Annotated in this window: 20 protein-coding genes; 16 read left to right on the top strand and 4 right to left on the bottom strand. The window is 72.6% G+C overall.

Features of this window, described 5'->3' with window-relative positions; genetic code table 11:
- The first annotated feature begins 17 nt into the window (after nt 1–17).
- The 3 genes from DSM112329_RS18540 (at nt 18) to DSM112329_RS18530 (ending at nt 2,734) form a co-directional block, all read left to right on the top strand.
- Nucleotides 18–614 (top strand): helix-turn-helix domain-containing protein, encoded by a 597-nt coding sequence (locus tag DSM112329_RS18540; protein WP_354698038.1) that lies wholly within the window; start codon nt 18–20, stop codon nt 612–614.
- Nucleotides 615–667: 53 nt separating this feature from the next.
- Nucleotides 668–1,027 carry a hypothetical protein gene (locus DSM112329_RS18535; RefSeq protein ID WP_354698037.1) on the top strand — a complete coding sequence of 120 codons (360 nt, stop codon included), beginning with the start codon at nt 668–670 and terminating at the stop codon, nt 1,025–1,027.
- 201 nt (nt 1,028–1,228) lie between these two features.
- Nucleotides 1,229–2,734 (top strand): LCP family protein, encoded by a 1,506-nt coding sequence (locus tag DSM112329_RS18530; RefSeq protein WP_354698036.1) that lies wholly within the window; start codon nt 1,229–1,231, stop codon nt 2,732–2,734.
- Nucleotides 2,735–2,743: 9 nt separating this feature from the next.
- Here DSM112329_RS18530 and DSM112329_RS18525 read toward each other — a convergent pair whose 3' ends face one another.
- Nucleotides 2,744–3,424 (bottom strand): DUF899 domain-containing protein, encoded by a 681-nt coding sequence (locus DSM112329_RS18525; protein ID WP_354698035.1) that lies wholly within the window; start codon nt 3,422–3,424, stop codon nt 2,744–2,746.
- A 211-nt stretch (nt 3,425–3,635) separates the two neighbouring features.
- Between DSM112329_RS18525 and DSM112329_RS18520 the strand changes: the two genes are divergently transcribed.
- The 6 genes from DSM112329_RS18520 (at nt 3,636) to DSM112329_RS18495 (ending at nt 9,631) form a co-directional block, all read left to right on the top strand.
- On the top strand, nt 3,636–4,388 hold the full coding sequence (locus DSM112329_RS18520; protein WP_354698034.1) for an ABC transporter ATP-binding protein: 753 nt from the start codon (nt 3,636–3,638) through the stop codon (nt 4,386–4,388).
- On the top strand, nt 4,385–5,161 hold the full coding sequence (locus tag DSM112329_RS18515) for an ABC transporter ATP-binding protein (protein ID WP_354698033.1): 777 nt from the start codon (nt 4,385–4,387) through the stop codon (nt 5,159–5,161). The genes DSM112329_RS18520 and DSM112329_RS18515 overlap by 4 nt, the downstream gene beginning before the upstream one ends.
- Nucleotides 5,158–6,045 carry a branched-chain amino acid ABC transporter permease gene (locus DSM112329_RS18510; RefSeq protein ID WP_354698032.1) on the top strand — a complete coding sequence of 296 codons (888 nt, stop codon included), beginning with the start codon at nt 5,158–5,160 and terminating at the stop codon, nt 6,043–6,045. The genes DSM112329_RS18515 and DSM112329_RS18510 overlap by 4 nt, the downstream gene beginning before the upstream one ends.
- Nucleotides 6,045–7,115, top strand: a complete 1,071-nt coding sequence (locus DSM112329_RS18505; RefSeq protein WP_354698031.1) for a branched-chain amino acid ABC transporter permease — start codon at nt 6,045–6,047, stop codon at nt 7,113–7,115. The genes DSM112329_RS18510 and DSM112329_RS18505 overlap by 1 nt, the downstream gene beginning before the upstream one ends.
- A complete protein-coding gene (locus tag DSM112329_RS18500) occupies nt 7,112–8,413 on the top strand; it encodes an ABC transporter substrate-binding protein (RefSeq protein ID WP_354698030.1) in 1,302 nt (433 codons plus the stop codon). The genes DSM112329_RS18505 and DSM112329_RS18500 overlap by 4 nt, the downstream gene beginning before the upstream one ends.
- 69 nt (nt 8,414–8,482) lie before the next feature.
- Entirely contained in the window at nt 8,483–9,631 is a 1,149-nt protein-coding gene (locus DSM112329_RS18495) for an acyl-CoA dehydrogenase family protein (RefSeq protein ID WP_354698029.1), read from the top strand.
- Between the two features lie 6 nt (nt 9,632–9,637).
- Here DSM112329_RS18495 and DSM112329_RS18490 read toward each other — a convergent pair whose 3' ends face one another.
- Nucleotides 9,638–10,867 carry a helix-turn-helix domain-containing protein gene (locus DSM112329_RS18490; RefSeq protein WP_354702497.1) on the bottom strand — a complete coding sequence of 410 codons (1,230 nt, stop codon included), beginning with the start codon at nt 10,865–10,867 and terminating at the stop codon, nt 9,638–9,640.
- Nucleotides 10,868–11,065: 198 nt separating this feature from the next.
- Between DSM112329_RS18490 and DSM112329_RS18485 the strand changes: the two genes are divergently transcribed.
- The 4 genes from DSM112329_RS18485 to DSM112329_RS18470 are packed head-to-tail and all read left to right on the top strand — an operon-like array spanning nt 11,066 to nt 17,372.
- Nucleotides 11,066–12,646 carry a long-chain-fatty-acid--CoA ligase gene (locus tag DSM112329_RS18485; protein WP_354698028.1) on the top strand — a complete coding sequence of 527 codons (1,581 nt, stop codon included), beginning with the start codon at nt 11,066–11,068 and terminating at the stop codon, nt 12,644–12,646.
- A gap of 3 nt (nt 12,647–12,649) precedes the next feature.
- Nucleotides 12,650–14,557, top strand: coding sequence for a hypothetical protein (locus DSM112329_RS18480; protein ID WP_354698027.1), 1,908 nt, complete (start codon nt 12,650–12,652; stop codon nt 14,555–14,557).
- The gene (locus DSM112329_RS18475) at nt 14,557–15,945 is read left to right on the top strand and encodes a hypothetical protein (protein ID WP_354698026.1); all 1,389 of its coding nucleotides are present in this window, start codon (nt 14,557–14,559) and stop codon (nt 15,943–15,945) included. The genes DSM112329_RS18480 and DSM112329_RS18475 overlap by 1 nt, the downstream gene beginning before the upstream one ends.
- The gene (locus DSM112329_RS18470; RefSeq protein WP_354698025.1) at nt 15,945–17,372 is read left to right on the top strand and encodes an alpha/beta hydrolase-fold protein; all 1,428 of its coding nucleotides are present in this window, start codon (nt 15,945–15,947) and stop codon (nt 17,370–17,372) included. Before DSM112329_RS18475 ends, DSM112329_RS18470 begins: the two co-directional genes overlap by 1 nt.
- A 91-nt stretch (nt 17,373–17,463) precedes the next feature.
- Here DSM112329_RS18470 and DSM112329_RS18465 read toward each other — a convergent pair whose 3' ends face one another.
- A complete protein-coding gene (locus DSM112329_RS18465) occupies nt 17,464–17,871 on the bottom strand; it encodes a hypothetical protein (RefSeq protein ID WP_354698024.1) in 408 nt (135 codons plus the stop codon).
- Between the two features lie 239 nt (nt 17,872–18,110).
- Between DSM112329_RS18465 and DSM112329_RS18460 the strand changes: the two genes are divergently transcribed.
- Nucleotides 18,111–18,908, top strand: a complete 798-nt coding sequence (locus tag DSM112329_RS18460) for an SDR family oxidoreductase (RefSeq protein WP_354698023.1) — start codon at nt 18,111–18,113, stop codon at nt 18,906–18,908.
- On the opposite strand, the gene DSM112329_RS18455 is transcribed toward DSM112329_RS18460, so the two are convergent.
- Complete coding sequence (locus DSM112329_RS18455) at nt 18,905–20,683, bottom strand: AMP-binding protein (RefSeq protein WP_354698022.1); 1,779 nt, start codon at nt 20,681–20,683, stop codon at nt 18,905–18,907. The two genes, DSM112329_RS18460 and DSM112329_RS18455, sit on opposite strands and share 4 nt — an antisense overlap.
- 84 nt (nt 20,684–20,767) lie before the next feature.
- Between DSM112329_RS18455 and DSM112329_RS18450 the strand changes: the two genes are divergently transcribed.
- Both DSM112329_RS18450 and DSM112329_RS18445 read left to right on the top strand, forming a co-directional pair.
- On the top strand, nt 20,768–22,105 hold the full coding sequence (locus DSM112329_RS18450; RefSeq protein WP_354698021.1) for an oxygenase MpaB family protein: 1,338 nt from the start codon (nt 20,768–20,770) through the stop codon (nt 22,103–22,105).
- Between the two features lie 9 nt (nt 22,106–22,114).
- Nucleotides 22,115–24,109: an NAD(P)/FAD-dependent oxidoreductase gene (locus DSM112329_RS18445; RefSeq protein WP_354698020.1), complete on the top strand. Its 1,995-nt coding sequence runs from the start codon at nt 22,115–22,117 to the stop codon at nt 24,107–24,109.
- Nucleotides 24,110–24,113 lie beyond the last annotated feature (4 nt).

The raw sequence follows: 24,113 nt of genomic DNA, 5'->3' as shown, positions 1-24,113 counted from the left end.
AACTCACTTCTCCGACCTTGGCCGCACCCCGCTCCCAGCCGCAGCAGACCCGCGCCCACGCGATGCGCCGGCGCCTGCTCGACACCGGGCTTCAGCTTCTGCGCGGCGGTCCGGACGCGCTGACCACCAGCGCCGTCGCCGACGCGGCCCACGTCTCCATCGGGACGGTGTACCGCTACTTCAACGACCGGGAGGACCTGCTCGGCGAGTTGCTCGACGCCGCCATCCGGGACGTCTACAACGACCTGGCGTCGGCGGTCGGGACCGCGCTCGGCCTCGAGCTGGATCCCGCGATGCGGCACATCGCGGAGGCGCTCACGTCGACCTTCGAGCGCCATGCCGACGTGCTGCGGGCGTTCGCCGACCGCGGCTTCGACAGCGACCTCTCGCGCGGGGTCGAGCAGACGCTCTTCGCCCTCGCCCGCGTGATCCCCGCGCGTCACCGGCCCGACCTCACGCCCGCGCAGCTCGACGACCTCGTCTTCGTGTCGATGGGCTTCGTCGCCACGGGCTGCCTGCGGATCGCGCTGCAGCGGCCCGCCGGCAGCGACCGCGACGCGATGATCGACGTCACGGCACGGATGCTCGCAGCCGCCCTCGCGCCGGCCGCCTAGACCCGTCGTGCGCGCCCGGTTACCGGGTGCGGCCGCGAGGGTACGGACCGGCCATGCGCGCCCCCCTCGTCGCCGTCGCGACCACGCTCGTCCTGCTGTGCGCTGGTGCCGGGACCGGGACCGGCCAGGCCGCGATCGGCATCGGCCGCGACTGCGGTGAGCTCCGCCGTCCCTACACGGACGCCCGCGTCGCGGTCACCGTCACCAAGGGCTCCGCGGCGTGCAAGACCGCCCGCGGCGTGCTGACGGCCTACTGGCGGGCGAGCCCCGGCGCGGCCGCCCGCACGCGCACCGTCACCTACCGCGGCAACCGCTGGCGCTGCGTCCCGCAGCGGGTCATGAGCGGTGCGCGGGCCTGGGGCTGCTCGACGGCCCGGGAGCGCACGATCGTGGCGGCGAGCGAGGTCGGCTGACGCGCCGCGGCGCCCCCCGGCAGCCCGCCCGCGTTGCCGACACGCGGTCGGCCCACCCGCGTTCGCACTGAGACCGCCGCGCCCGGTGTCCTAGGCTAGGACGCGGGCGCACCAGGGCGGGTGGTGCACCCTGGTTCGCCCTGTCCTGATGCTGAAGCTTGCTCACAGGCCCCGTCCCCGCCGGAAGCGCTCTGGTCTGCGATGAGCACGCAGGCTGACGCCGGCCCCCTGCGACCCGGCCGCGCCGGCATCGTGAAGATGCTGCTCGGCGCGCTGCTCGTGATGGTCAGCGCCGGGGCGATATTCGTCGCGGTGGTCGTGGAGGAGCTCAGGGACGACGTCGAGAAGCTCCGGCCCCTGCCGCAGCAGGCGGGGGGACCGGAGGCCAAGGACGTCCTGGAGGACGTCGACCCCGGCGGCCCCCAGACGATCCTCGTCCTCGGCTCCGACCGGCGCTTCGTCGACAAGCAGAACCAGGTCCCGGCCCGCTCGGACACGATGCTGCTGATCCGGCTGGACCCGTCGAAGGATGCGACGGCGGTCATGAACGTCCCCCGCGACCTGCGCGTCGACATCCCGGGCTTCGCACGCGGCAAGATCAACCAGGCTTACGAGAACGGCGGGCCGATCCTTGCCGCCGACACGGTCCGCCGGCTGCTGGACATCCCGATCAGCCACATCGTGAACGTGAACTTCGGCGGCTTCAGCCGGGCGGTGGATCGCCTGGGCTGCGTCTTTGCCGACGTCGACCGCGACTACTACCACTCGAACCTCGGCGTCCCCCCGAAGGACCAGTACTCCGAGATCGACGTGAACGCGGGCTACCAGCGGCTCTGCGGCGAGGACGCGCTGGCGTACGTCCGCTTCCGCCACGCCGACTCGGACCTCGTGCGCGCGGCTCGCCAGCAGGACTTCCTGCGGTCGGCGAAGGACCAGGTCGGCATCGGCCGGCTGGTCAGCGACCGCAAGGAGCTCCTGGACCTGGTTGGCGCGTACACCGAGACGGACATCCAGGACCCGTCGGCGCTGCTGCGGCTGCTGACGCTCACGGCACGGTCGGCGAGCAAGCCGGTGCAGGAGATCCCGTTCGGCCCGGTGACCGACATCCCCGGCAGCTCGGACCTCGCGATCAGCGCGCGCTCCCTGGACCGCCTCCACGACCGGTTCATGAACGCGAAGCCGCCGCCGGCTCCGTCGAGGTCCGGCAGCGGCAGGAAGCCCGCGAAGAAGCGCAACGCACCGCTGCCGCGCGCCGGGCTGATCGAGTCGAAGACGCTCGCCGAGGACATCGGCGTCCGCGTCGCGACCGACCCGAAGCGCCCGCTCGCGTTCCCGGTCTACTACCCCAGGCTCATCGCGAGGGGCGCGACGTACGCCGAACAGGACGCCCGCGCCTATCGCATCCGCGACCAGGACAGGAAACACACCTTCCAGGCGTACCGGGTGGTGGCCGAGGCGCCCGGCAACGGCGAGTTCTACGGCGTGCAGGGCACGACGTGGAAGTCCCCGCCGATCCTCGAGAACCCGGACGAGACGCGACGCCTGAACGGACGGACCTACCAGCTGTTCCGCGCGGGGTCGCACCTGCGGCTGGTCGCGTGGAAGACGGACAAGGCGGTCTACTGGGTCTCCAACACCCTCCGCCAGGGGCTGACCAACGGCCAGATGCTGGGGATCGCCGAGTCGCTCACCCGCGTCGGCGCCTGACCGCCTGCGTCAGATCGTGTGCTCGTACTTGTCGTGCCAGCCGCCCCACGTGTACGGCGGCGTCTGCGGCCAGCCCTGCGGCGAGTCCTCCCACTCCTCCTGGCGGCCGAACGGCGTGATGTCCAGGAAGTTCCACGTCGACCCGAGCGCCTCGTCGCCGCGCGCGTCGATGAAGTAGGTGCGGTACACGTCGTCCCCGTCGCGCAGGAAGACGTTCGTGCCGTGCCACTCGGCGACGTCGTGGTCGGCGTCGAAGTCGTCGCGCAGCGTGTACCAGGGGAACTCCCAGCCCATGTGCTCGCGGTAGCGCTGCAGGTGCTCCTGCTCGCCGCGGCTGACGGCGACGTACCGCGTGCCGCGCTCGCGCAGGTGGAGCAGGTTGCTCAGCTGGTCTGAGTACATCGAGCATCCGGGACAGCCGCGCTCCGGGTACACGTCCATGCCGGGGTCCATGAAGAACCGGTAGACGACGAGCTGGCGGCTGCCGTCGAAGAGGTCCAGGAGCGTCGCGTCCCCGCCACCGGGAGCGGTGAAGCGATAGTCCTTCTCGACGCGCGTCATCGGCATCCGGCGGCGCTCGGCGGCCATCGCGTCGCGCGCACGGGTGTGCGCCTTCTCCTTCTTCAGCAGCGCCTCGCGCGCGGTGCGCCACTGCTCGGGGGTGACGATGTCGGGCTTGGCTGTGCTCATCGTTGGCTCCTCGTGTCGTGGGTCGCGCGGCCCGCGGCCCGTCTCCTCGTAGAGCGGAGCCGGCCGGCGCTTCTCGACATGGCTCTACCCACCCCTGGTGACGGCGAACAGGTTCCCGCGCGGAAGTTCGTTCGCCGGTCACGCGCGACACGGGCACCCCGCCAGGCACAGTCATCCCACGCCGATTCCCCGGCGTCTGGAGGAGGGTTCGATGCTCGAGGTGAGAGGCCTGACGATCCGCTACGGCGGTGTCGTCCTGGCGTTGGAGGACGTATCGCTGGAGGTGCCGAGCGGCGGTGCCGTCGCGCTGCTCGGGGCCAACGGCGCCGGCAAGACGACACTGCTGCGCGCCATCGGCGGGCTGCTCGGCTACCACCGCGGGACGGTCGTCGCCGGCGACGTGCTGTTCGAAGGGCGCTCGATCGTCCGCACCGACGCCGCGAAGATCGTGGCCGGCGGAATCGCCCAGGCCCTCGAGGGCCGGCGCGTCTTCGCGGACCTGACGGTCGCCGAGAACCTGCACCTGGGGGCCTTCGCCGCCGGGCAGCGCTCACGCGAGTCCGTCGTCCGCGACGAGTGCCTGGACCTGTTCCCGCGTCTGCGCGAGCGGCTGGACCAGCGCGCCGGCCTGATGAGCGGCGGCGAGCAGCAGATGCTCGCGATCGCCCGCGCGCTGATGGCGCAGCCGCGACTGCTGCTGCTGGACGAGCCCTCGCTCGGCCTCGCGCCGATCGTCGTGGCCGAGATCGCCGAGCGGCTCGGGGCCATTCGCGCCGCCGGGACGTCGATCCTCCTGGCCGACCAGTCCACGACGCTCGCACTGCACGCGACCGAGGACGCCTACCTGCTCGAGAGCGGCCGCCTGCGGGCCAGCGGCCCGAGCCGCGAGCTGCTGCTGGACGACGCGGTCCGCGCCTCCTACCTCGGCACCGAGAGCGGCCACGAGGCGGTGGCGCAGCTATGACCCGCGAACCGGCCATCTCGGTCCGCGACCTGACCCTCCGCTTCGGCGCGGTCACCGCGTTCGAGGGCGTGTCCTGCGACGTCGCCCGCGGCGAGCTGTTCGCGGTCATCGGGCCCAACGGCGCCGGCAAGAGCTCGCTCTTCAACGCGCTGTCCCGCGTCTACCAGCCCGACAGCGGGACCGTGCGCTTCCTCGGGGAGGACTTCCTGAAGCTCCGCCCGCAGCAGCTGGCCGGCAAGGGGCTCGCACGCAGCTTCCAGAACCTGGGCCTGTTCCCGACGCTGACGGTGCTGGAGAACGTCCTGATCGGGCGCCACCACCTGATGCGCGCGGGGATGCTGCGGTGCGGGCTCGGGCTCGGCCGCGCCGAGGAACAGGGGCATCGACATGCTGCCCTCGAGGCGCTGGAGTACCTCTCGATCGCCGACCTCGCCGGGACGGAGGTGCAGCTCCTGCCGTACGGCCATCAGAAGCGGGTCGAGCTCGCGCGCTGCCTGGCGATGGAGCCGGCCGTGATGTTGCTGGACGAGCCGGTCGCCGGGATGAGCAGCAGCGAACGCGCGGACATGACGGAGCTCGTGCGCCGCATCCACCGCGAGCGGGAGCTGACGCTGCTGCTCGTGGAACACGACATGGGGATGGTGATGAGTGTGGCCGAGCGCGTGATGGTGCTCGATTTCGGCGTGCCGATCGTGACGGGGACCCCGTCCGAGGTGCAGGCAGACCCGCGCGTGATCCGCGCGTATCTCGGAGAGGAGCTGCAGGCGGCATGACCGAGTTCCTGCAGCTCGCGTTCCAGGGCTTCTCCCTGGGCTGCACGTACGCGCTGATCGGCCTCGGGTTCGTGGTCATCTTCCGCGCCAGCAACGTCCTGAACTTCGCGCAGGGCGCGATGCTCCTGGTCGGCGCCTACCTCATCAGCTGGCTCGCCGTCGACGTCGGCGTGCCGTTCCTCGTCGCGGTTCTCGTGGCCGCGTCGCTCCTGACCCTCGGCGGAGCCGGGTTCCAGGCGGTCGTGCTGCGGCGCGTCACGGGCCAACCGCCCTTCGTGATCGCGATGATCACCATCGGCGCCGGCATCGCCCTGGTCGCGGGTGTCGAGGCGATCTGGGGGCCCGAGCAGCGTCTGCTCGGCGACCCGTGGGGATCCTCGTCCTTCCAGGTCGGTGGCGTGACCATCGGCTGGGTCAAGCTCTGGGGCATCGTCGTGACGGCGGTGGCGGTGGCGGGCTACTTCGCCTTCGATCGCTACACGCGGTCGGGGCTCGCGATCCGCGCGATCGCCGGTGACGAGGAGGCCACGCTGTCGGTCGGCGTCCCGGTGCGCCGGATGCACGCCATCACCTGGGGGCTGGCGGGCGCGCTGGCGACGCTCGGCGGCCTGTTCCTGGCCGGGTTCCCGGGAGCGCCGCAGCCCACGCTCGGCGACGCCGCCCTCCGCGCGTTCCCCGCGATCGTCCTCGGCGGGCTCACGTCCCCGGTCGGCGCGGTGATCGGCGGGGTCGTGATCGGGATCGTCGAGGTGATGACCTCCGGCTACGCACCCGACTGGACGGGCGCGAACTTCTACGCGGTCGCCCCGTACATCGTGATGATCGCGGTGCTGCTCGTGAGGCCCTACGGCCTGCTGGGCCGCGCGCCGGCGGAGCGTCTGTGATGCGTGCCTTCGACTCGCGGCGCCTCGCGCTGCTCGCCGGCCTGGTCACGCTCGCGGTGGTCCTGCCGTTCATGCTGAGCGGCTCGACCCTGACGACGGCGACGTTCGTGGTCATCGGCGCGATCGCCGCCACCGGGCTGAACGTCCTGACCGGCTACTGCGGTCAGATCTCGCTCGGCCACGCGTTCTTCCTCGCGGTCGGCGCCTACACGGGCGCGAAGCTCGGGCAGGACAAGGACCTCAGCGCGCTGATCTGGATCCCGGCCGCGGGGCTGATCGCGGCGGTCTTCGGCGCGATCGTCGGGCCGATGGCGCTGCGCGTCAAGGGCCTGTACCTGGCGATCATCACGCTCGGCGTCGTCTTCATCGGCCAGCACGTCTGGGCCAACGCAGACGGGCTGACCGGCGGCCCGCAGGGGCGGACGTTCCCGGCGGTGCAGCTCGGCGGGTTCGACTTCTCACCGGGCAAGCAGCTCGTCGTCGGCTCGGTCACGATCGACTCGACCGGCCTGTACTACTACCTCGCGCTCCTGCTGCTGGCGGGCGCGACGCTCTTCGCGTACAGCCTGCGCGGCTCACGCGGGGGCCGCGCGATGATCGCGGTCCGCGAACGCGAGGCCGCAGCCCTCGTGATGGGGGTCGACGTGGGACGCACGAAGGTCGCCGCGTTCGTCATCTCCGCCGCGCTGGCGGGCGTCAGCGGCGCCCTGTACGGGTCCTTCCTGAGCTTCGCCCAGCCCGAGCAGTGGAGCCTGCTGCTGAGCATCCAGTACATCGCGGCGATCATCATCGGCGGGCTCGGCACGACGGCAGGCCCGCTGCTCGGATCGATCGTGATCTTCGCGCTCCCGTCGCTGCTGAAGAGCCTGCCGTTCCTGCCCGAGGAGGGCACCGGCGGTGTCTCGGTCGGGACGCTCAGCACGATCGTCTACGGCCTGTTGATCGTCGCCTTCCTGGTCGCGGAGCCCCGTGGACTCGTCGGCCTCGGCGCACGCGCCCGCACGCTGGTCAAGAACCGCACCCGCACGTCACCGGTATCACCACACCTGCCTGAGGAGGCACTCACATGAGCAGTTCGAAGTCGTTGTCCACCGCGGCCGTTCTCGTCGCGACCCTGTCGTTGGCCGCGTGCGGCACCGGCGACGCCACCACCGCCGACAGCGGCGGCGGGAGCGCACCCGCGAGCGGCGGGATCAAGGGCGGCCCCGGTATCGACGTCGCCGCCAAGACGATCCGGATCGGGGACATCTCCGCGCTGTCGGGCCCCGTCGCGGTCCTCGGCGAGCCGCTGTCCGCCGGCCGCCGCGCGTACTTCAAGCAGCTCAACGCGAGCGGCGGCATCGACGGCTGGAAGATCAAGCTCACCACGAAGGACAGCGGCTACCAGCCGCAGCAGCACGTCCAGCAGTACACCGCGGTGAGCAAGGAGATCGCGATCCTCAACTCGCTCGGCAGCCCGACGACCAAGGCGATCCAGGCGCAGATCGACCGGGACAAGCTCGTGACGTTCCCCGCGTCGTTCGACTCCATCTGGGGCGCCGACCCGCAGATGGCCCCGATCGGCACGCCGTACAGCTACGACCTCGCGAACCTCCTGGACTACTACGTCGCGAGTGTCTCGAAGAAGCCGAAGATCGGCCTCATCTACGCCAACGACGAGTACGGCGCCGACGGCCGGCGCGGCTACGACGCGGCGCAGGAGTCGCTCGGCTTCGAGGACGTCGGGCAGCTCTCCTACAAGACGGGCGACACGGACTTCACCGGCCAGGTGCAGAAGCTCAAGTCCGCCGGGGCCGAGGGCGTCGTGCTCGTCACCACGCCGTCCGCGACCGGGCCGATCGTCGGCACCGCCGCGTCGCTGGGCTTCACGCCGCAGTGGCTCCTGCAGGGGCCCGCGTTCCTCGAGCAGCTGATCACGAAGGACGGCAGCTCGGGCGCCAAGGCCACCCCCGTGGCCGCCGCGCTGAAGGGCGCCCTCGTGACCTCGTTCGCGGCGCCGTGGGGCGCGAAGGACGTCGACGGCATGGCCGACATGATCGCCGCGCACGACAAGTACACCCCGGACCAGCCGCCGAGCATCTACTACACCGTCGCCTACGCTCAGGGCAAGGTGCAGGCCGAGCTGCTGCGCAAGGCCATCGCGGCCGGCGACCTGAGCCGCGCGGGCCTGCTGACCGCCAAGGAGAACCTCGGTGAGGTCGACCTCGACGGGCTGACGTCCAACCCGACGTTCACCCCCGAGGGCGGCCCGCCGTCGACGAAGAGCCTCATCACGCAGATCGACCCGGGCGTCGAGGGCTTCCTGAAGCCGCTCGAGCCTGCGCACGGCAGCAAGGCCGCCGACGGGCTGGAGATCCCCGAGAGCTGAGAGCCGGCACAGCCGGGCGCCCCTGGGCGCCCGGCGCAGGCCGTTCCCACCCGACCGAAGGCAAGGACCATGCACCAGACCTTGGAACTGACCGACGAGCGACGCGCGCTCACCGACGTCCTGCGGGACTTCGCCCGCCGCGAGTGCGGTACCCGCGAGCAGCGGGACACGCTCACCGACGGCGGCTTGGAGACGCACAACGCGGCCGTCTACGCGAAGCTCGCCGAGCTGGGGTTCGTCGGCGTCGGCATCGACGAGCGCTACGGCGGCAGCGGCGGGACGCTCACGGACATGTGCCTGCTCGCGGAGGAGGCGGCGTACGGCCGGCTGCCCGTGTTCGGCCTGACGACCACGCAGATCGTCGCCTCGACGGTCGGCAAGTTCGGGTCCGAGGCGCTCAAGGCCGAGATCCTCGGCGCCGTCGCGGGCGGCTCGGTCGAGTCGATCGCGATGTCCGAGCCCGATGCCGGCTCGGACGTCGGGTCGCTGCGCTGCCGCGCCGTCGCGGTCCCCGGGGGCTTCGTCCTGAACGGGCAGAAGACGTGGATCTCCAACGCCCACATCGCCGCCCGGATCCTCGTCGTCGCACGGACGTCGACGGACGGGTCCAAGCACGAGGGCCTGACGATGCTGAGCGTCCCGGTCACCGCCGCGGGCCTCGAGATCAGGGGGATCGAGACAATGGGCGGCCGCGAGGTCAACGACGTCTTCCTGACCGACGTGTTCGTCGCCGACGACCGGGTTGTCGGTCGCGTCGGCGAGGCCTGGCCGCAGCTGATGGCCGGGCTGAACGTCGAGCGCCTGCTGATCGCGGCGATGTTCCTCGGGCACGCCCGCCGTGCCTTCGAGGACACGCTCGCCTACGTCCGCGAGCGCCGGCAGTTCGGGAAGTCCATCGGCAGCTTCCAGGCGCTCAAGCACCGCGTCGCCGACCTCGCGACCGAGATCGAGTGCTGTCGCATGCTCGTCGCCGGCGTGCTGCGCCAGGCCGAGGCCGAGCCCGACAGGCTGCTCCCGCGCGAGGCGTCCATGGCCAAGCTCAAGGTGACCGAGACGGCCCGGCGCGTCGCCCTCGAGGGCATGCAGATGATGGGCGGCTACGGCTACGCCTCGGAGTACGACATGGTCGGGCACGTGCAGACGTCCCTGGCGTCGACCATCTACGGCGGCACGAGCGAGATCCAGCGCGAGCTGATCGGCCGGACCTACGGGTTGTGACGCGCCTCAGGCCCCGCGCGCGGCGAGCGCCTGGTGGATGCGGATCGCGACGATCAGCTGCGAGAGGTCCTCGAGCCGGCGGACGTGGCACCCCGTCCGGTCCTGGAGCTTGCCCAGCCGGTAATGCGCGGTGTTGGTGTGCACGCACAGCCGTTCCGCCGCGAGCTTCACGTTCATGTCGCACTGGACGAAGGCGAGCAGCGCGCCGGTGAGGAGGTCGGCCTCGGCGTCGTCCTCGAGGAAGCTGCGGATCCGCGGCGGCACCATGCGCCATGCGGTCTCGTCGCTGGCGCGGAGGATCACGTAGTCGAGCGGCTCCATCAGCGGCAGCGCCACCACGCCGCCGTCCGCCGGTGCGTGCTCCAGCGCGACGCTCGCCTCCTGGTAGGCGTCGGCCACGACGCGGACCCCGCCGTGCACCGCACTGATCCCGACGGCGAGGCGCGTCCCGTCGCCGGCGAGCTTGTCGCACGCCGCGCCGATCGCCTCCGCGAAGCGGCGGGCGTCCTCCGGCGGGGTGGCGCGGACGACGATCGCCTGATCGTCCCGGATGACCCCGAGCGGCTCGAGCGCGTCGCCGGCCGCGCGGGCGAGCCGGGTGACGACGAGCGGCAGCACGGCCTCGTCCGTCAGCGGGTCCAGCGACCGGGCGATCACGACGACGAGCGAGCCCCGGTCCAGCCCGCAGGCCCGCATCGCGTTGAGCGCCGGGCCGGGCGCGGGCTCCCGCCCCGCGAGCAGCTCGTCGAGCAGCTCCGAGCGGACGATGCTCCCGCTCGAGGCGAGGGCGCTGGCGATGTCGTTGAAGGCCTCGGCGCAGACGATGCTCATCGCGTCCAGGTAGTCGAGCAGCGGCCGGGCGAGCTCGAGCGCGGCGGCGTGCCCGTGCTCGTCCTCGCGGCTGAATTCGACGACCCCTTCCCACAGCGTCCGCTGCACCATCCGCAGGCCCGTGAGGATGTTCTCCTGGGAGACGCCGCCGATGACCCGGCGGCGGACGTGCGCACGCAGGAAGGCCACGTCGTCGTGGGTGACCTCGCCGCCTGCGGCCAGCAGCCGCACGAACGTGTCGGCGATCATCCCCACGCTCTGGCGCAGGTCGTCCACCTGGTCGGGGTCGAGCGTCGCGTACCCCGTGACCGTCAGGCGCTCCTCCATCACCCGCTCGATGAGCACGTCACGCCCGTCGGCGAGGCGCTGTCGCAGGCGCCCGATGGACGCCTCGTGCTCGAGCATGGGATTCACCCGGACAGTCTAAGCCGGTTCGGTGCCGTTGCGGGCGATCCTGGGGGCCGTGCGGCACGGTGCACAGGTGGCGCCGCCCAGATGGGTGACCGGTGCACAAGACCCCGCTCATGCCCGCCTGCGAACGTCACCCGTGGTCGATCGGCCCGGAACGCCCGGAGCCGGCGGAGAGACAAGGGGAGGACGGACATGAGCAGCAACGAGACGCTCGCCGTGGCACTGGACCGCGCGACGGCGCTCTACGGCGAACGCGAGGCGGTCGCCGACGGCGACACCCGCTGGAGCTACCGCGAGCTGGAGGCGAAGGTCAGCGCGTTCGACCGCGGCCTCGACGACCTCGGCTGCCAGGCCGGGGACGTGGTCGGCGTGCTCGCCCTCAACTCCGCGGCGCACCTCGTCGCGTGGCTCGCGATCCCCCGCAGCGGCCGGGTCCTGAACGACCTGAACGTCCGCCTCGCGCCGGCGGAGCTCGAGTTCATCCTCAACGACTCGTCGACCAAGGTCCTGCTCGTCGACGACGCGCACCGCGCGATCGGCGAGCAGCTCGAGCAGCTGTGTCCAGGGATCAAGCACGTCGTCCACCTCGGCGCGACCGAGGCGCCCGCCGGCTGGCGGTCGTTCGCCGAGCTGACCGGCGGGCCCGGCCGGCCGGCCGCAGCGGTCGACCCGGACGCGGTCGCCGGCATCTTCTACACGGGCGGGACGACGGGGCTGCCCAAGGGCGCGATGCTCACGCATTGCAACCTCGTCGCCAACGCCAAGCACGCGCTGATCCTGCTGCGCTACGACGAGGCCGACAGCTACCTGCACGCCGCGCCGATGTTCCACCTGGCCAACGGCGCGTCGGTCTTCGCGCTGACCTGGGTCGGCGGGCGGCACGTCGTCATCCCGTCCTTCGACCCAGGGCTGTGGCTCGCAACGGTCGCGCAGGAAGCGGTGACCCGGGCACTGCTCGTGCCGACGATGATCAACATGGTGGTCAACCACCCGGCGGCGGGGGACACGGACCTGTCGAGCCTGCGGTCGGTCGTCTACGGCGGTTCGCCGATCCCCACCGCCGTCCTCACGGCCGCGATGCGCCTGCTGGACGCGGACTTCAGCCAGGCCTACGGGATGACTGAGGCCTCGCCGCTGGTGTCGTCGCTCTCGCCGGAGGACCATCGCCGCGGGGCGGCGGGGGAGGAGCCGTTCGCGGGCCGGCTGCGGTCGGCGGGACGGCCGATCGTCGGCGTCGACGCGCAGGTCTTCGGCCCGGGCGGCGAGCGCTGCGGCGACGGTGAGATCGGCGAGGTGTGGGTCCGCGGGGACAACATCATGGCCGGCTACTGGAAGCGCGAGGAGGAGACGGCGAGCGCCCTGGACGCGGAGGGCTGGTACCACACCGGCGACGCCGCCTACCGGGACGCGGACGGGTACCTCTTCATCGTCGACCGGGTCAAGGACATGATGATCTCGGGCGGGGAGAACGTCTACTCGACCGAGGTCGAGAACGCGATCTCCAGCCACGACGCGGTGCTCGAGTGTGCCGTCTTCGGCGTCCCGGACGAGCGCTGGGGCGAGCGCGTCCACGCGGCGATCGTCGGCAAGCCGGGCGCGCAGATCGACGAGGACATGATCGTCGCGCACCTCCGCGAGCGCATCGCCGGCTACAAGCTGCCGCGGTCGATCGACTTCCACGACGAGCCGCTGCCGAAGTCCGGCGCCGGCAAGCTGCTCAAGCGCGTCCTGCGCGAGCCGTTCTGGTCCGGCCGCGAGCGCCAGGTGTCCTGAACCATGGGCTCCCGTGTCCCGCGTCCGCCGCTCGGCGTCGTCGTGATCCTCTGCCTGCTGATGATCGGCGTCCCGCTGGCCGGCGCGCAGTTCGGCGACGGGACGCAGGGCACGAAGTTCGGCCCGCGGACGGCGGTCGACCGGTTGCCGTGCGGGCCGCGGGACCGCCCGGAGCCGGGTCTGCAGGGACGGGTGCCCCGGCTGGGCGGCCTGGCCGGCGGCTACAGCTGCAACATGGAGGTGGTCGGCCGCCACGTCAGCACCGCGGGCGGCACGCTGGACACCTTCGAGGACTGCGCCTACTACGCGCTGTACGCCTACGTGGGCGGGGTGCAGGTCCTGGACGTGTCGGACTCGGCGAACCCCCGGCCGACGGCACTGCTGACGACCCCGGGCATGATGAACCCGTGGGAGTCGCTGCGCGTCAACGCGCCCCGGAAGCTGCTCGTCGCGGCCAACGAGTCCAGCGGGAACACGGTCCCGACGCTCGACGTCTACGACGTCTCGAACTGCCGCTCGCCGCGCCTGCTGTCGAGCACGCAGATGCGCGGCGCCAAGGGACACGAGGGGTGGTTCGCGCCCGACGGCATGACGTACTTCATGGCCGGGATCGGCGCCCCCGGCATCCGCGCCCAGAACAACGTCTTCCCGGTCGACCTGACCGACCCCACGAAGCCGCGCCTGCTCGCGGCGTGGGACGAGCCCTCCGCTCCGGGGTCGGGCCACGGCGGGTCGACGACCGAGGACGGCGCGCGCACCTACGCCTGCCAGCAGGCGGCGCCGCCGAACGACGAGCTGCTCGTGCTCGACACCACCGACGTCGAGCGGCCGCGCGTCGTCTCGCGGATCGGCCTGGAGGACAACCAGTGGTGCCAGGCCGCCTACCGCGTCACCTACGACGGGCACCCGTACCTGATCCAGTACGGCGAGCGGTCGGGCGCGGCCGACTGCAGCCGCGCGAAGGACGGCTGGGCGAACTTCGGCTACCCGCGCATCTACGACCTCGCCGACGAGCGCAAGCCCGTCCTCGTCTCGAGCGCGCTGCTCGAGGTCCACCTGCCGCAGAACTGCCAGGCGGTGCGCGACGAGGGCGCGATCAACGGCCTGGGGTACAGCGTCCACCACTGCCAGCCCGACCGCCTCTACGACCCGACGATCCTGGCCTGCTCCTGGTTCGGCGCGGGGATGCGCGTCCTGGACATCCGCGATCCGCGGCGGCCCGTCGAGATCGGCTACATCAACCCGGCGCTGACCGGGCTCCTCGGGACCGGGTCGCGGCCGGTCGTCCGCGCCGACCGGGGCGAGATCTGGTTCACCAACGAGCTCGGCGGCTTCTACGTCGCGAAGTTCGCCGGCGGGACGTGGCCCTTCGCGGGCTCCGCGCCGTGCCCCGAGTACGACGACCACGTCTTCAAGCAGTACAACCCGGGCTCGTCCTGCGCGACGGCGAGCTTCGCCGGCCTCGGGAGGCCGGCGCCGCAGCGCGCGGTGAAGCGCCCCGGCACCGGCGGGTGCCTGCCGAAGGCCGGCCGCCTCGGCAGCTCCGGGCTGCGCGGCACCGGCCTGAGCGCGTTCACCGTGGGCAGCACGCCCGCGGCGCTGCTGCGCCGCGCGCCGACCCCGACCGCGCGCCTCGGCGCCGTCCTGCGCTGGTGCGTGGCCGGCGGCGGGTCGGTGCGCGTGCTCGTGCGCAACGGTCGCGTGCAGCTTGTCGCGACATCGGCCCGCGGGCACCGCGCGGGTGCGCTCGGGCCGGGCGCCCGCACGACGCGCGTCGGGACCACCCGCCGCGGCGCCGTGATCGTCGTCTCCCGCCGCGGCCGCATCGGCGCGCTCGCGGCTGCGGCTCCCGCGCTGCGCTCGTCCTCCGGCGCGCTGCGCCGTGCCCTCAAGAAGACAGGAACCATCTGATGCACGTCGACCTCGCTGGACCCGCGGGCGGCACGACCGTCCCGCGCGTGATCGGCTGCGTGCTCGCGCTCGGCTGCGTGCTCGCGGCCATCGCCGCGACCGTCGCGCCGGCGGCCCGGGCCGCGGGTGAGCGGTGCGGGGCGCCGCTGGTCGGCGGCGGACAGCCGGCGCTCGTCGCGATCGTCATCGACGGGGCCACGTCGAAGGAGCCCAACAGCGGCTCGAGCCGCCCGCTCCAGGTCCCGAACTGGTGCCCCGCGCTGCCCGACGGGAGCGAGCGGCGGATGCCGGCGGGAATCGAGGACGGCTACCGGACCTGGGCCGGGCTGCAGACCGTCGAGCGGCCCCCGACGACCACGTGCCGCCCGGACGGCGGACTCGGCTCCGACGCCTGCCTCGTCGGCCGGCTCGCCGACGCCGGCGCCATCGTCCTGCCCTACAGCTACGCGGGCTCGCGGGTGGACGAGGCGGGCGAGTTCACGTTCAACGCCTACACGGCACAGGACACGCTGCAGGAGCCGGCGACGTCTATCGCCCGGCTCGACACGATGATCACCTCGATCGCGAGGGCGTGGCCGTCGACCCGCGTGGTGATCGTCGCGCACTCCTACGGCGGCGTGGTCGCCAGCGGGTGGTGGCGGACGCGGGCGCCGGGCGGCATCGCCCCGGTCCAGCACATCTTCACGCTGAACTCGCCGATCAACGGCGTCCCGGAGTGCGCGATCGTGACGGCCGCGTTCGGGATCCCGGTCGGGAACGAGCTCTGCCGGCGCTGGCAGGACCGCGATGCCTTCGACCGCAGCCTCATCGCGCGCAACACGCCGGTGACGTTCACCCCGATCGGGACGATCGACGACCCGACCTACGGGCCGCTGATCGATCCCGTCAAGGGCGTCCAGGTCGCCGGCGGCGGACAGCTCCGCGGGCAGCTCCTCTACAGCTGCCCGGACGCGGGGAGCGACCCGCGGTCCGCGTGCATCGCCGCGCCGAGCGTCGTCGCGAGCGCGGATCCGCAGTGCTCCGGAGCGGGGCCGGGGATCCTGGGTCGCACGGGGCACCACGCCGTCATCGGCTGTCCCGGCACGACGCGGACCGTCATGGCCGGGACGTCGCCCGGACTGGTGGTCGCGAGCGGGCGCGCCGGCCGGACCAGACCGACGACGATGAACATCGGCGGCGTCCGCCTCACGCGCCTGCGCTGGAGCGCCTGGGACGGTGCCGTCGCTCGCGGACGCGGCCTCGCGGCCGGCCGGACGCGGATGGTCGTACTGAGCCGGCCGCTGCCCTGCGACCAGGTGAGGCGCTTTGCCTACTCGCGGGCCAAGGTGTCCGGTCGCACGACGCTCCGGCACGCCTGCCCGGCAGCGCTGCCGACGGTGGCTCCGTGATGCGGCGGGTGCTGCTGGCCACAGCGGTGCTGCTCGGGCTGGTCGCCGCCCCCGCCGCGCACGCCGGCCGGGTCCAGACCATCGAGCTGCCCGCCCGTGGCAGCGAGGTGGTCGCGCAGACCGACTACGCATACCCCGGTCCGCCGAAGGCCACCGTCCTGCTGCCGAACGGCTACGACCCAGCCAAGGCCTATCCGCTCGTGCTGCTGCTCCATGGTCGCGGCAGCGACTACCAGTGGTGGGTCGAGTACGTGAAGGCGGACGAGGTACTGGCCGACCTGAACGCCGTCGTGGTCATGCCCGAAGCGTCGGCCGGCTGGTACACGGACTGGTGGGGCGGCGGTCGACGCGGTGCCCCCGCCTGGGAGACGTACTTCCTCGACCAGGTGCTGCCGCAGGTGCGGGGGCGCTACGCGATCCGGCCCGAGCGCCGGTACCACGCGGTCGTCGGCGTCTCCATGGGCGGGATGGGCGCGACCTACCTGGGGGGCCGCCTGCCCGGGTTCTTCGGCAGCGTCGCGTCGATCTCCGGCTGGCTGGACTACGAGCGCTACCCGTTCGTCGGCTCGTCGCTGATGGGGGTGCTGAACGGCCGCACCCCCGACCCGCTGGTCGTGGTCGGGCCCGAGGGCAGCCCGTACTCACGCGGCCACAACCCGCGGCGTCTGGTGGCCAACCTCGCGCACACGCGGGTCTTCCTCGCGACCGGCGACGGCACGCTCAGCGCGCGCGGTTACGAGCCGGGCAACGAGCCGAACGGACCGATCGCCAACGCGTTCGAGGCGATCGTGCGGCCGATGAACGACAGCTACGCGGAGGCCGCCCAGAGCGCGGGGCTGGACGTCACCTACACGCCGCACGCCGGGGTCCACGACGCGCCCGACTTCCGCTTCGATCTCGCGGGCGCGGTCCGGTGGGGCCTCTTCGAGCCGGTCGCGGAGCGCCCGGCGGAGTGGGTCAACCAGACCGTTGCCACGCGCGGGCAGCTGTGGGACGTCGGCTATCGCTTCGACCCGCCGCCGGACGGGGTGGTGCGCTTTCGCCGGTCGGGCTCGCGGCTCAGGGTCGCCGGCGCGCGGACCACGGCCGCGCTGACCTTCCCCGGTGGCTGCAGCACGACGGTCGTGCTGCCCGCCGACGTCACGGTCCCGGCCACACCCTGCGCGGTGCTGTCGGTCGCCGTCCGCCCGTCGCGGGTGCTCGCCGGGCGCCGCACGACCGTTCGCGTCCAGGTCACGCCGGCGGTGCCGGGCGCCCGCGTCCGGATCGGCCGTCACCAGGCACGGACCGACGCCCGCGGGCGGGCGGTCGTCCGCGTCTGCTTCCCGGGGCGCAGGACGGTGCGCACGACCGCCGACGCCGCGGGACACAGGCGGGGCACGGCACCGCTGCGCGTCACGCGCGCGGTGGGCCGCCGCGCCTGCTGAGGCGGCGGGTCCACCGGCCCGCAACGCGAACGACCGGACGACCGGGCGACCGGGCGAGCGCGGTGCACCGCGCTCGCCCGCGAGCCTGAGGTCAGTCGGCGTACGTGCCCTGGTGGGCGAGCAGGTGCTTCCACTCGCCGGCGGGCAGGCGCAGGACCGTGGTGCCGATCGTCAGCGTCTGCTCGTCGGTGGCGGCCCGCGGGGCGACGGTGATCGGCACGGTGCTCTCCGTTCCGTCCGCGGGGTCCTGCAGCGCGGCGTTGGTCTTGGCGCCGCCCGGCTCGGCGGCCAGGTCGGTCAGCCACTTCCAGTCGTCCTTCTCGACGATCGCGTCCCGCTGGCCCTGCTCCGTCGTGAACGACAGGCAGATCGGGTCGGGGCCGACGATCTTCACCAGGGCCGGGCCGGCGGCCTGGCCCGCGGGCTGCTCGAGCACGGCGGCGGCGCAGCCGTTGGCGTGGGCGAAGGTGCGATGCTCGGCGATGTCCTCAGAGGTCATCCGTTGAGGCTACCGGCAGGCCAGGCCGTCACCGCCGCGGGTGCACGAACCTGAACCCGGGTTCCGCCACCCCCACGGTGGCCAAAGTCCGGACGACGCCCACCAGGAACGCTGACCCCGGGTTCCGCAACCCCAGCGGTGGTCAGAGTCCGGACGACCGGCCCTAGGGACTCGCACCCCGCCGCCGCCGCCCCCGCGAGCGCCCAGGTCGGACACAGGATCCAATACCGTGTCTGGGCATGGACACAGCGCCGCCGGGTCAAGCCCTGTTCGACGTCAGCGGCAAGACCGCCCTCGTCACCGGCGGCACGCGCGGGATCGGGCTGATGATCGCGCGCGGGCTGCTCGACGCCGGCGCGCGCGTGGCGATCTCCTCGCGCAAGGAGGACGCGGTCGCGAAAGCGGTCGAGGAGCTCGCCGCCCACGGGGAGGTCCACGGGATCGCGGGCGACGTGTCGACTCCCGACGGTGCCCGCGCGCTGGCGGCAGCGACCCACGAGCACGTCGGCGGCCGGCTCGACCTGCTCGTCAACAACGCCGGCGTGACCTGGGGCGCTCCGCTGGAGGAGTTCCCCGACGCGGGCTGGGACCGCGTGATGCACACGAACGTCGAGGGCGTCTTCCACCTGACCGTCGCGCTGCTGCCCGCGCTGCGCGCCGCGGCGACCGCGCCGGACCCCGCGCGCGTCATCAACATCGGCTCGATCGACGGGCTGCGGTCCCCGACGATGGACAACTACAGCTACGCCGCGAGCAAGGCGGCAGTGCACACGCTCACCCGGCATCTGGCGGCCAAGCTCGCCGCCGAGCACATCACGGTCAACGCGATCGCCCCGGGGCCGTTCGAGAGCCGGATGACGAAGTTCGTCGTCGAGGACGCGGCCCTCCTCACGGCCGCCACCGCCGAGGTGCCGCTGGCGCGCTTCGGGACGGCCGAGGACGCGACGGGCATCGTCGTGTTCCTCGCCTCCCGCGCCGGCGCCTATCTGACGGGCACGGTGATCCCGCTCGACGGCGGGATCACCGGCTGTCGTTAGCGTGCCTGCGCGTACAGCTCCTCGATGGCCGCCGCGTGCTTCTCGTGGATCGCGCGGCGCTTGAGCTTCATCGTCGGCGTCAGCTCGTCCCCGTCAGGGAGCCACTCGCTGTCCAGCAGCGCGTAGCGCTTGATCTGCTCGACCCGGGAGAGCTGCTCGTTGGCCCGCGCGACGGCGTCCGCGACCAGCCCGGGGATCGCCGCCGCGTCGTGGCCGGCCGCGGTCTCGGCGTCGAGCACCAGCAGGGCGACGTTGTACGGCCGCCCGTCGCCGACCACGCAGGCCTGGCCGATCAGCGGCGACGCGGTCTTCAGCTGGCCCTCGATGTTCGCGGGGGACATGTTCTTGCCGGCCGCGTTGATGATTAGCTCCTTCTTGCGGTCGACGATCGTCACGTAGCCGTCTGAGTCGATCGTCCCGATGTCCCCGGTGTGCAGCCAGCCGTCGGCGTCGAGCGCCTCGGCGGTGCGCTCCGGGTCGTCCCTGTAGCCCGGCATCACGTGCGGGCCGCGGACGAGGATCTCCCCGTCGGCGGAGATCCTCAGCTCGCCACGCGGCATCACGTGGCCGATCGTCCCCACGCGGATCGCGCCGGGCGGCTGGACCGTCCCGAGCGAACCGGTCTCGCTCATGCCCCAGCCCTCGCCGAGCGGCAGGCCGAGCGCCAGGAAGAACTCGTGCACGCCGCGGGCCAGCGGTGCCGCGCCGGACAGCAGCAGGTCCAGGCGGTCCAGGCCGAGCTGGCGGCGGACGGTGGCCAGAACGGTCGCGTCCGCAGCCGCGTGCTCGGAAGCCAGCGACGGCGGGACGGGCTTGCCGGCCTGCTGCAGCCGGACCACCTCCAGGCCGAGCTCGACCGCCGATTCGAAGGCCGCGCGCTGCGCCGGCTCCTTGCCCGCGAGCGACGCGAGCAGCCCGGCGCGGAGCTTCTCCCAGATGCGCGGGACGCCCATGAACCACGTCGGGCGGACCTCGGCGACGGCCGCCATCACGGTCCGCGGGTCGGCGACCGTCGTGAGCTCCCAGCCGGTGAACATCGACAGGTAGTGCGCGATCAGTCGGTCGGCCATGTGCGCGTGGGGGAGGTAGGACACCGTCCGCCCGTCGGCCCGGAAAGGCTCGCGGTCCTGGCAGGACCCGAGCACGGTCAGCAGGTTGTGGTGCGTCATCTCGACGCCCTTGGGCGGCCCGGTCGTGCCGGATGTGTAGATCAGCGTCGCGATGTCGTCCGGCGCGATCGCCCGCCACGCGGCGTCGAAGTCGAACGTCGTGTCCGCCGCGCCGAGGTCTTCGACGTCGCCCAGCGAGAGCCGTCCCTCGCCCGGGTGCTCGCCGGCGACGACGACGTGCTCGAGCGTGGGGGCGTCCGCGGCGAGGACGCGGTCCAGGAGCGCCGGCTCGACGACGAGGACACGAGCCCGCGCGTGGCCGAGCAGGTACTCGAGCTGCACGACGGAGGACGTCAGGTAGAGCGAGAACGGAATCGCGCCGAGGTGCATCGCGGCGGCATCGACCAGATGGAACGCCGGCCGGTTCTGCAGCAGCATGCCGACCGTGTCGCCGGCCCGGACGCCGAGCGCGTGCAGCCCGGCGGCGAGCCGGCGGACGGCGGCGTCGTACTCGGCCCACGTGTGCGCCTCGCCGGACCCGAACGCGCGCAGGGCGACGTCGTCCGGACGGGCGGCCGCGGTCAGCTGGAAGGCCTCCGCCATGGTCGTCGCGCTGAGGCCCGGGGGCGCGTACGCGAGGTCTGATCGGGCGTCGGTGGTGCTCATTCAGGCGACCGTATCCCGAAATCGGACACAAAGTCCAATGAAATGTTTGACAAGCGCGGGGCGACCGGGTTAGCGTCGGCGGCCATGAGCACTCCCACGATCGAGACGCGGCTGCGCGTACCGCCGGCGCTGGACGTCCCGGAGGGTCTGCCGGCCGGCATCGACCTCGGGCGGATCAACAACCGCGAGGAGGCCCTGCGGCGGTTCGGGACGGACTTCGTCCACCACCTCACCGACCACGCTCTGCGCGGCGAGGACCTCGCCTACCAGGCGTACCTCGACTACAAGAACCCGGAGATCGCCTCGAACTGGGGGATGTTCGAGCGGGCGCTCGAGCACGGGATCGACGCGCTCGACGACCCCGCGGACTCGCTCGTCGCGCTCTTCGACGCGCTCGACGACGTTCCGGACTGGGTCGACTACGACCAGCTCGAGCGCGGCGCGATCGCCTACTGGCGCGGCGGCGCGTTCGCCCCGATGGCCATCTCCTATGCGGTCATCGGCGCCGGCTTCTCGATGTACTCCTCGACCCGCCCGGTCCTCTTCAGCGGCCGGCTCAACGACCCGAAGGAGGCCGGCCCGCGGATGGTCGAGAGCTTCCGCTGGGTCGTCGCCGCCCACACCCCCGGCGCGATGGTCCGCGACGGCGAGGGCTTCTGCCTGACCGCCCGCGTGCGGATGATCCACGCCGCCGTGCGCCACGTCCTCAGCCACTCCGAGCACTGGGACTGGCCTGCCTGGGGCGTCCCGATCAACAGCCTGGACCAGATGAACACGCAGGCGGGGCAGTTCGGCGCGTGCTTCGTCGACTCCCTGCGGATGGCTGGGATCAAGATCAGCGACCGCGAGGAGGAGGACATCTTCGCGCTGACCCGCTACATCGGCTGGGTCATCGGCGTCGAGCCGACGATCCTCCACACGGGGGTTGACGACGCCCGGATGAAGGGCAAGCTCCACCGCCTGATCGAGCAGCCTGCGGACGACGACTGCCGCGACGTCGTCCACTCGATCATCGACTTCAGCACGGAGAAGCCCCCGGGCGACGTCGAGATCCTGCCCGCACCGGTCGCCGCGTTCATGACGACCGAGCGCCGCCGCAAGCTCGCGTACGGCCTGATCGCCTCGTGGCTCCCGGAGTTCGTGGACGGCCTCGGGGTCGAGATGACCAACTGGCGCTTCGTGCTGCCGACGGTCCGCCCGTTCATGGCGGCCAAGGAGCGTGTGACGCGCCCGCGCGCCACGCTGGAGAGCGATCGCAAGATCACGATGAAGACGATCTCCCAGTTCAACGCCGCGATCGCGCTGCCGCAGGACGCCGAGAAGGGCACCGAGCTCGCGGGCGTCGACAAGCTCCAGCAGGACGTCAGCGCGAACAAGGGCAACGTCAAGAAGGCGCCCCACCTCGTGCGCGCCGGCGTCTAGGAGCAGGCCATGACACCGCCGTCGTCGCCGCCGGCGGCGGGCCTCGTGCCCGCCGTCCCCACGCCCGTGCCCTCCCGCGGCGAGCTCCGTGCCGCGCTGCGCGAAGCGAACCTCCCGACGCTGCTGACGGTCCTCGCCCACCTGACAGGGGACGACCGCTGGCTCCGCGAGCCGTACGCGCCCACCCGCGCGGTCGGCCTCGACGACCACGACACCGGCGGCCTCGATCCCGCGGTGCAGCAGGAGGTCCGGGCCGCGGCACTCGACGTGCTGCTCGCGCGCGGGCTCACCACCCCGGCGCCCGCCCTCGCCCCCGCGCGCATCGCGGAGCTGCTTAGAGCGTCCGTCGCCGAGGCCGTCCCCGCGAGCTACGGCGAGCTGCTCGCCGAGGAGCTCGGCCAGACGCCGCGCGACGCCGACGTCCCGCCCGTCCCTGCCGGCCGCGACCTGCACGTGGTCATCATCGGTGCCGGGCTCTCCGGCCTCTGTCAGGCGATCAAGCTCGAGCAGGCCGGCATCGCCTACACGGTGCTCGAGAAGAACCACGGCATCGGCGGCACGTGGTACGAGAACACCTACCCCGGCTGCGGGGTCGACACCCCGAGCAGCCTCTACTCGTTCTCGTTCGCGCAGCGGCCCGACTGGTCGCGCTACTTCGTCCAGCGCGACGAGCTCCACGCGTACTGGGAGCAGCTCGCGGCCGACTCCGGCGTCGCCGCGCGCACCCGCTTCGGCTGCGAGGTCACGGCGGCGGAGTGGGACGCCGAGGCGGCCTGCTGGCGGCTGGCGGTCGACGCCGGCGAGGGCCGCACCGAGGCGCTTACGGCCGACGTCCTCATCAGCGCGGTCGGCCTCCTGAACCGCCCGGCGACGCCGCGCATCGACGGCCTCGACGCGTTCGGCGGCCCGGTCGTCCACACCGCCGTGTGGGACCCGGACGTCGATCTGGCCGGCAAGCGCGTCGCCGTCATCGGCACGGGCGCGAGCGCGATGCAGCTCGTCCCGGCGATCGTCGACGACGCCGCCCGGGTGACGGTCTTCCAGCGCTCGCCGCAGTGGGCCGTCCCGCACCCGAACTACCACCGCGCGACCACCCCCGCCACGCGCACCCTGATGGAGCACGTCCCGGGCTACGCCGGCTGGTACCGCCTGCGCGTCTTCTGGCGTTTCGGCGACCGGCCGCACGCGCTGACGCAGATCGACCGCGGCTGGAAGCACCCGGACCGCTCGATCAACGCCGCCAGCGAGACGCTGCGCCGCTACCTCACCCACCACATCGAGACCGAGCTGAAGGACCGGCCGGACCTGCTCGCGAAGAGCCTGCCGACCTACCCGCCGTACGGCAAGCGGCCGCTGGTGGACAACGGCTGGTACCGGACGCTGCGCCGCGATGACGTCGACCTCGTGACCGACGCGGTGACGTCGGTGTCCGCCGGCGCCGTCCACACCGCGGCGGGGGAGACCATCGAGGCCGACGTGATCGTCCTCGCCACCGGCTTCCAGTCGCTGAAGATCCTCGGGCCGATGGACATCCGCGGCCGCTCCGGGACGCTCCTGCGCGACACCTGGGGGGAGGACGACGCCCGCGCGCACCTGGGCATCACGATCCCCGATCTGCCGAACTTCTTCTGCCTCTACGGCCCCAACACGAACACCGGCCACGGCGGGACGATCATCCTCACCAGCGAGTTCCAGGTCCGCTACGTGATGGAGCTGCTGGCCACGATGGTCGCCGACGACATCGCGACGGTCGAGGTCCGCCAGGCGGCGCACGACGCCTACAACACCGAGCTCGACGCCGCGCTCGAGGACACGATCTGGACGCACCCGGGGATGACGACCTACTACCGCAACAGCCGCGGGCGGATCGTCACGAACAGCCCGTGGTCCTACGGCGACTACTGGCGCCGCACCCGCCGGCCGGACCTCGCCGACTTCCACGTCGAGCACCGCGCGGCCGCCACCACCGCGGACGACCGCACCACCGCCAGCGCCAGGAGCTGACACC

Origin of the sequence: Paraconexibacter sp. AEG42_29 (assembly GCF_040581415.1) — a bacterium.
Classification (GTDB): domain Bacteria; phylum Actinomycetota; class Thermoleophilia; order Solirubrobacterales; family Solirubrobacteraceae; genus Paraconexibacter.
Note: the sequence above shows the minus strand (reverse complement) of the source record. Positions and strands in the feature narration are given on the sequence as shown.

Coding starts and splice junctions, on each gene's coding strand:
- DSM112329_RS18495 (WP_354698029.1), top strand. CDS start 8,483: ATGCACCAGACCTTGGAACTGACCGACGAGCGACGCGCGCTCACCGAC.
- DSM112329_RS18510 (WP_354698032.1), top strand. CDS start 5,158: ATGACCGAGTTCCTGCAGCTCGCGTTCCAGGGCTTCTCCCTGGGCTGC.
- DSM112329_RS18460 (WP_354698023.1), top strand. CDS start 18,111: ATGGACACAGCGCCGCCGGGTCAAGCCCTGTTCGACGTCAGCGGCAAG.
- DSM112329_RS18485 (WP_354698028.1), top strand. CDS start 11,066: ATGAGCAGCAACGAGACGCTCGCCGTGGCACTGGACCGCGCGACGGCG.
- DSM112329_RS18515 (WP_354698033.1), top strand. CDS start 4,385: ATGACCCGCGAACCGGCCATCTCGGTCCGCGACCTGACCCTCCGCTTC.
- DSM112329_RS18455 (WP_354698022.1), bottom strand. CDS start 20,683: ATGAGCACCACCGACGCCCGATCAGACCTCGCGTACGCGCCCCCGGGC.
- DSM112329_RS18535 (WP_354698037.1), top strand. CDS start 668: ATGCGCGCCCCCCTCGTCGCCGTCGCGACCACGCTCGTCCTGCTGTGC.
- DSM112329_RS18465 (WP_354698024.1), bottom strand. CDS start 17,871: ATGACCTCTGAGGACATCGCCGAGCATCGCACCTTCGCCCACGCCAAC.
- DSM112329_RS18530 (WP_354698036.1), top strand. CDS start 1,229: ATGAGCACGCAGGCTGACGCCGGCCCCCTGCGACCCGGCCGCGCCGGC.
- DSM112329_RS18445 (WP_354698020.1), top strand. CDS start 22,115: ATGACACCGCCGTCGTCGCCGCCGGCGGCGGGCCTCGTGCCCGCCGTC.
- DSM112329_RS18475 (WP_354698026.1), top strand. CDS start 14,557: ATGCACGTCGACCTCGCTGGACCCGCGGGCGGCACGACCGTCCCGCGC.
- DSM112329_RS18490 (WP_354702497.1), bottom strand. CDS start 10,867: ATGCTCGAGCACGAGGCGTCCATCGGGCGCCTGCGACAGCGCCTCGCC.
- DSM112329_RS18505 (WP_354698031.1), top strand. CDS start 6,045: ATGCGTGCCTTCGACTCGCGGCGCCTCGCGCTGCTCGCCGGCCTGGTC.
- DSM112329_RS18450 (WP_354698021.1), top strand. CDS start 20,768: ATGAGCACTCCCACGATCGAGACGCGGCTGCGCGTACCGCCGGCGCTG.
- DSM112329_RS18480 (WP_354698027.1), top strand. CDS start 12,650: ATGGGCTCCCGTGTCCCGCGTCCGCCGCTCGGCGTCGTCGTGATCCTC.
- DSM112329_RS18525 (WP_354698035.1), bottom strand. CDS start 3,424: ATGAGCACAGCCAAGCCCGACATCGTCACCCCCGAGCAGTGGCGCACC.
- DSM112329_RS18500 (WP_354698030.1), top strand. CDS start 7,112: ATGAGCAGTTCGAAGTCGTTGTCCACCGCGGCCGTTCTCGTCGCGACC.
- DSM112329_RS18470 (WP_354698025.1), top strand. CDS start 15,945: ATGCGGCGGGTGCTGCTGGCCACAGCGGTGCTGCTCGGGCTGGTCGCC.
- DSM112329_RS18520 (WP_354698034.1), top strand. CDS start 3,636: ATGCTCGAGGTGAGAGGCCTGACGATCCGCTACGGCGGTGTCGTCCTG.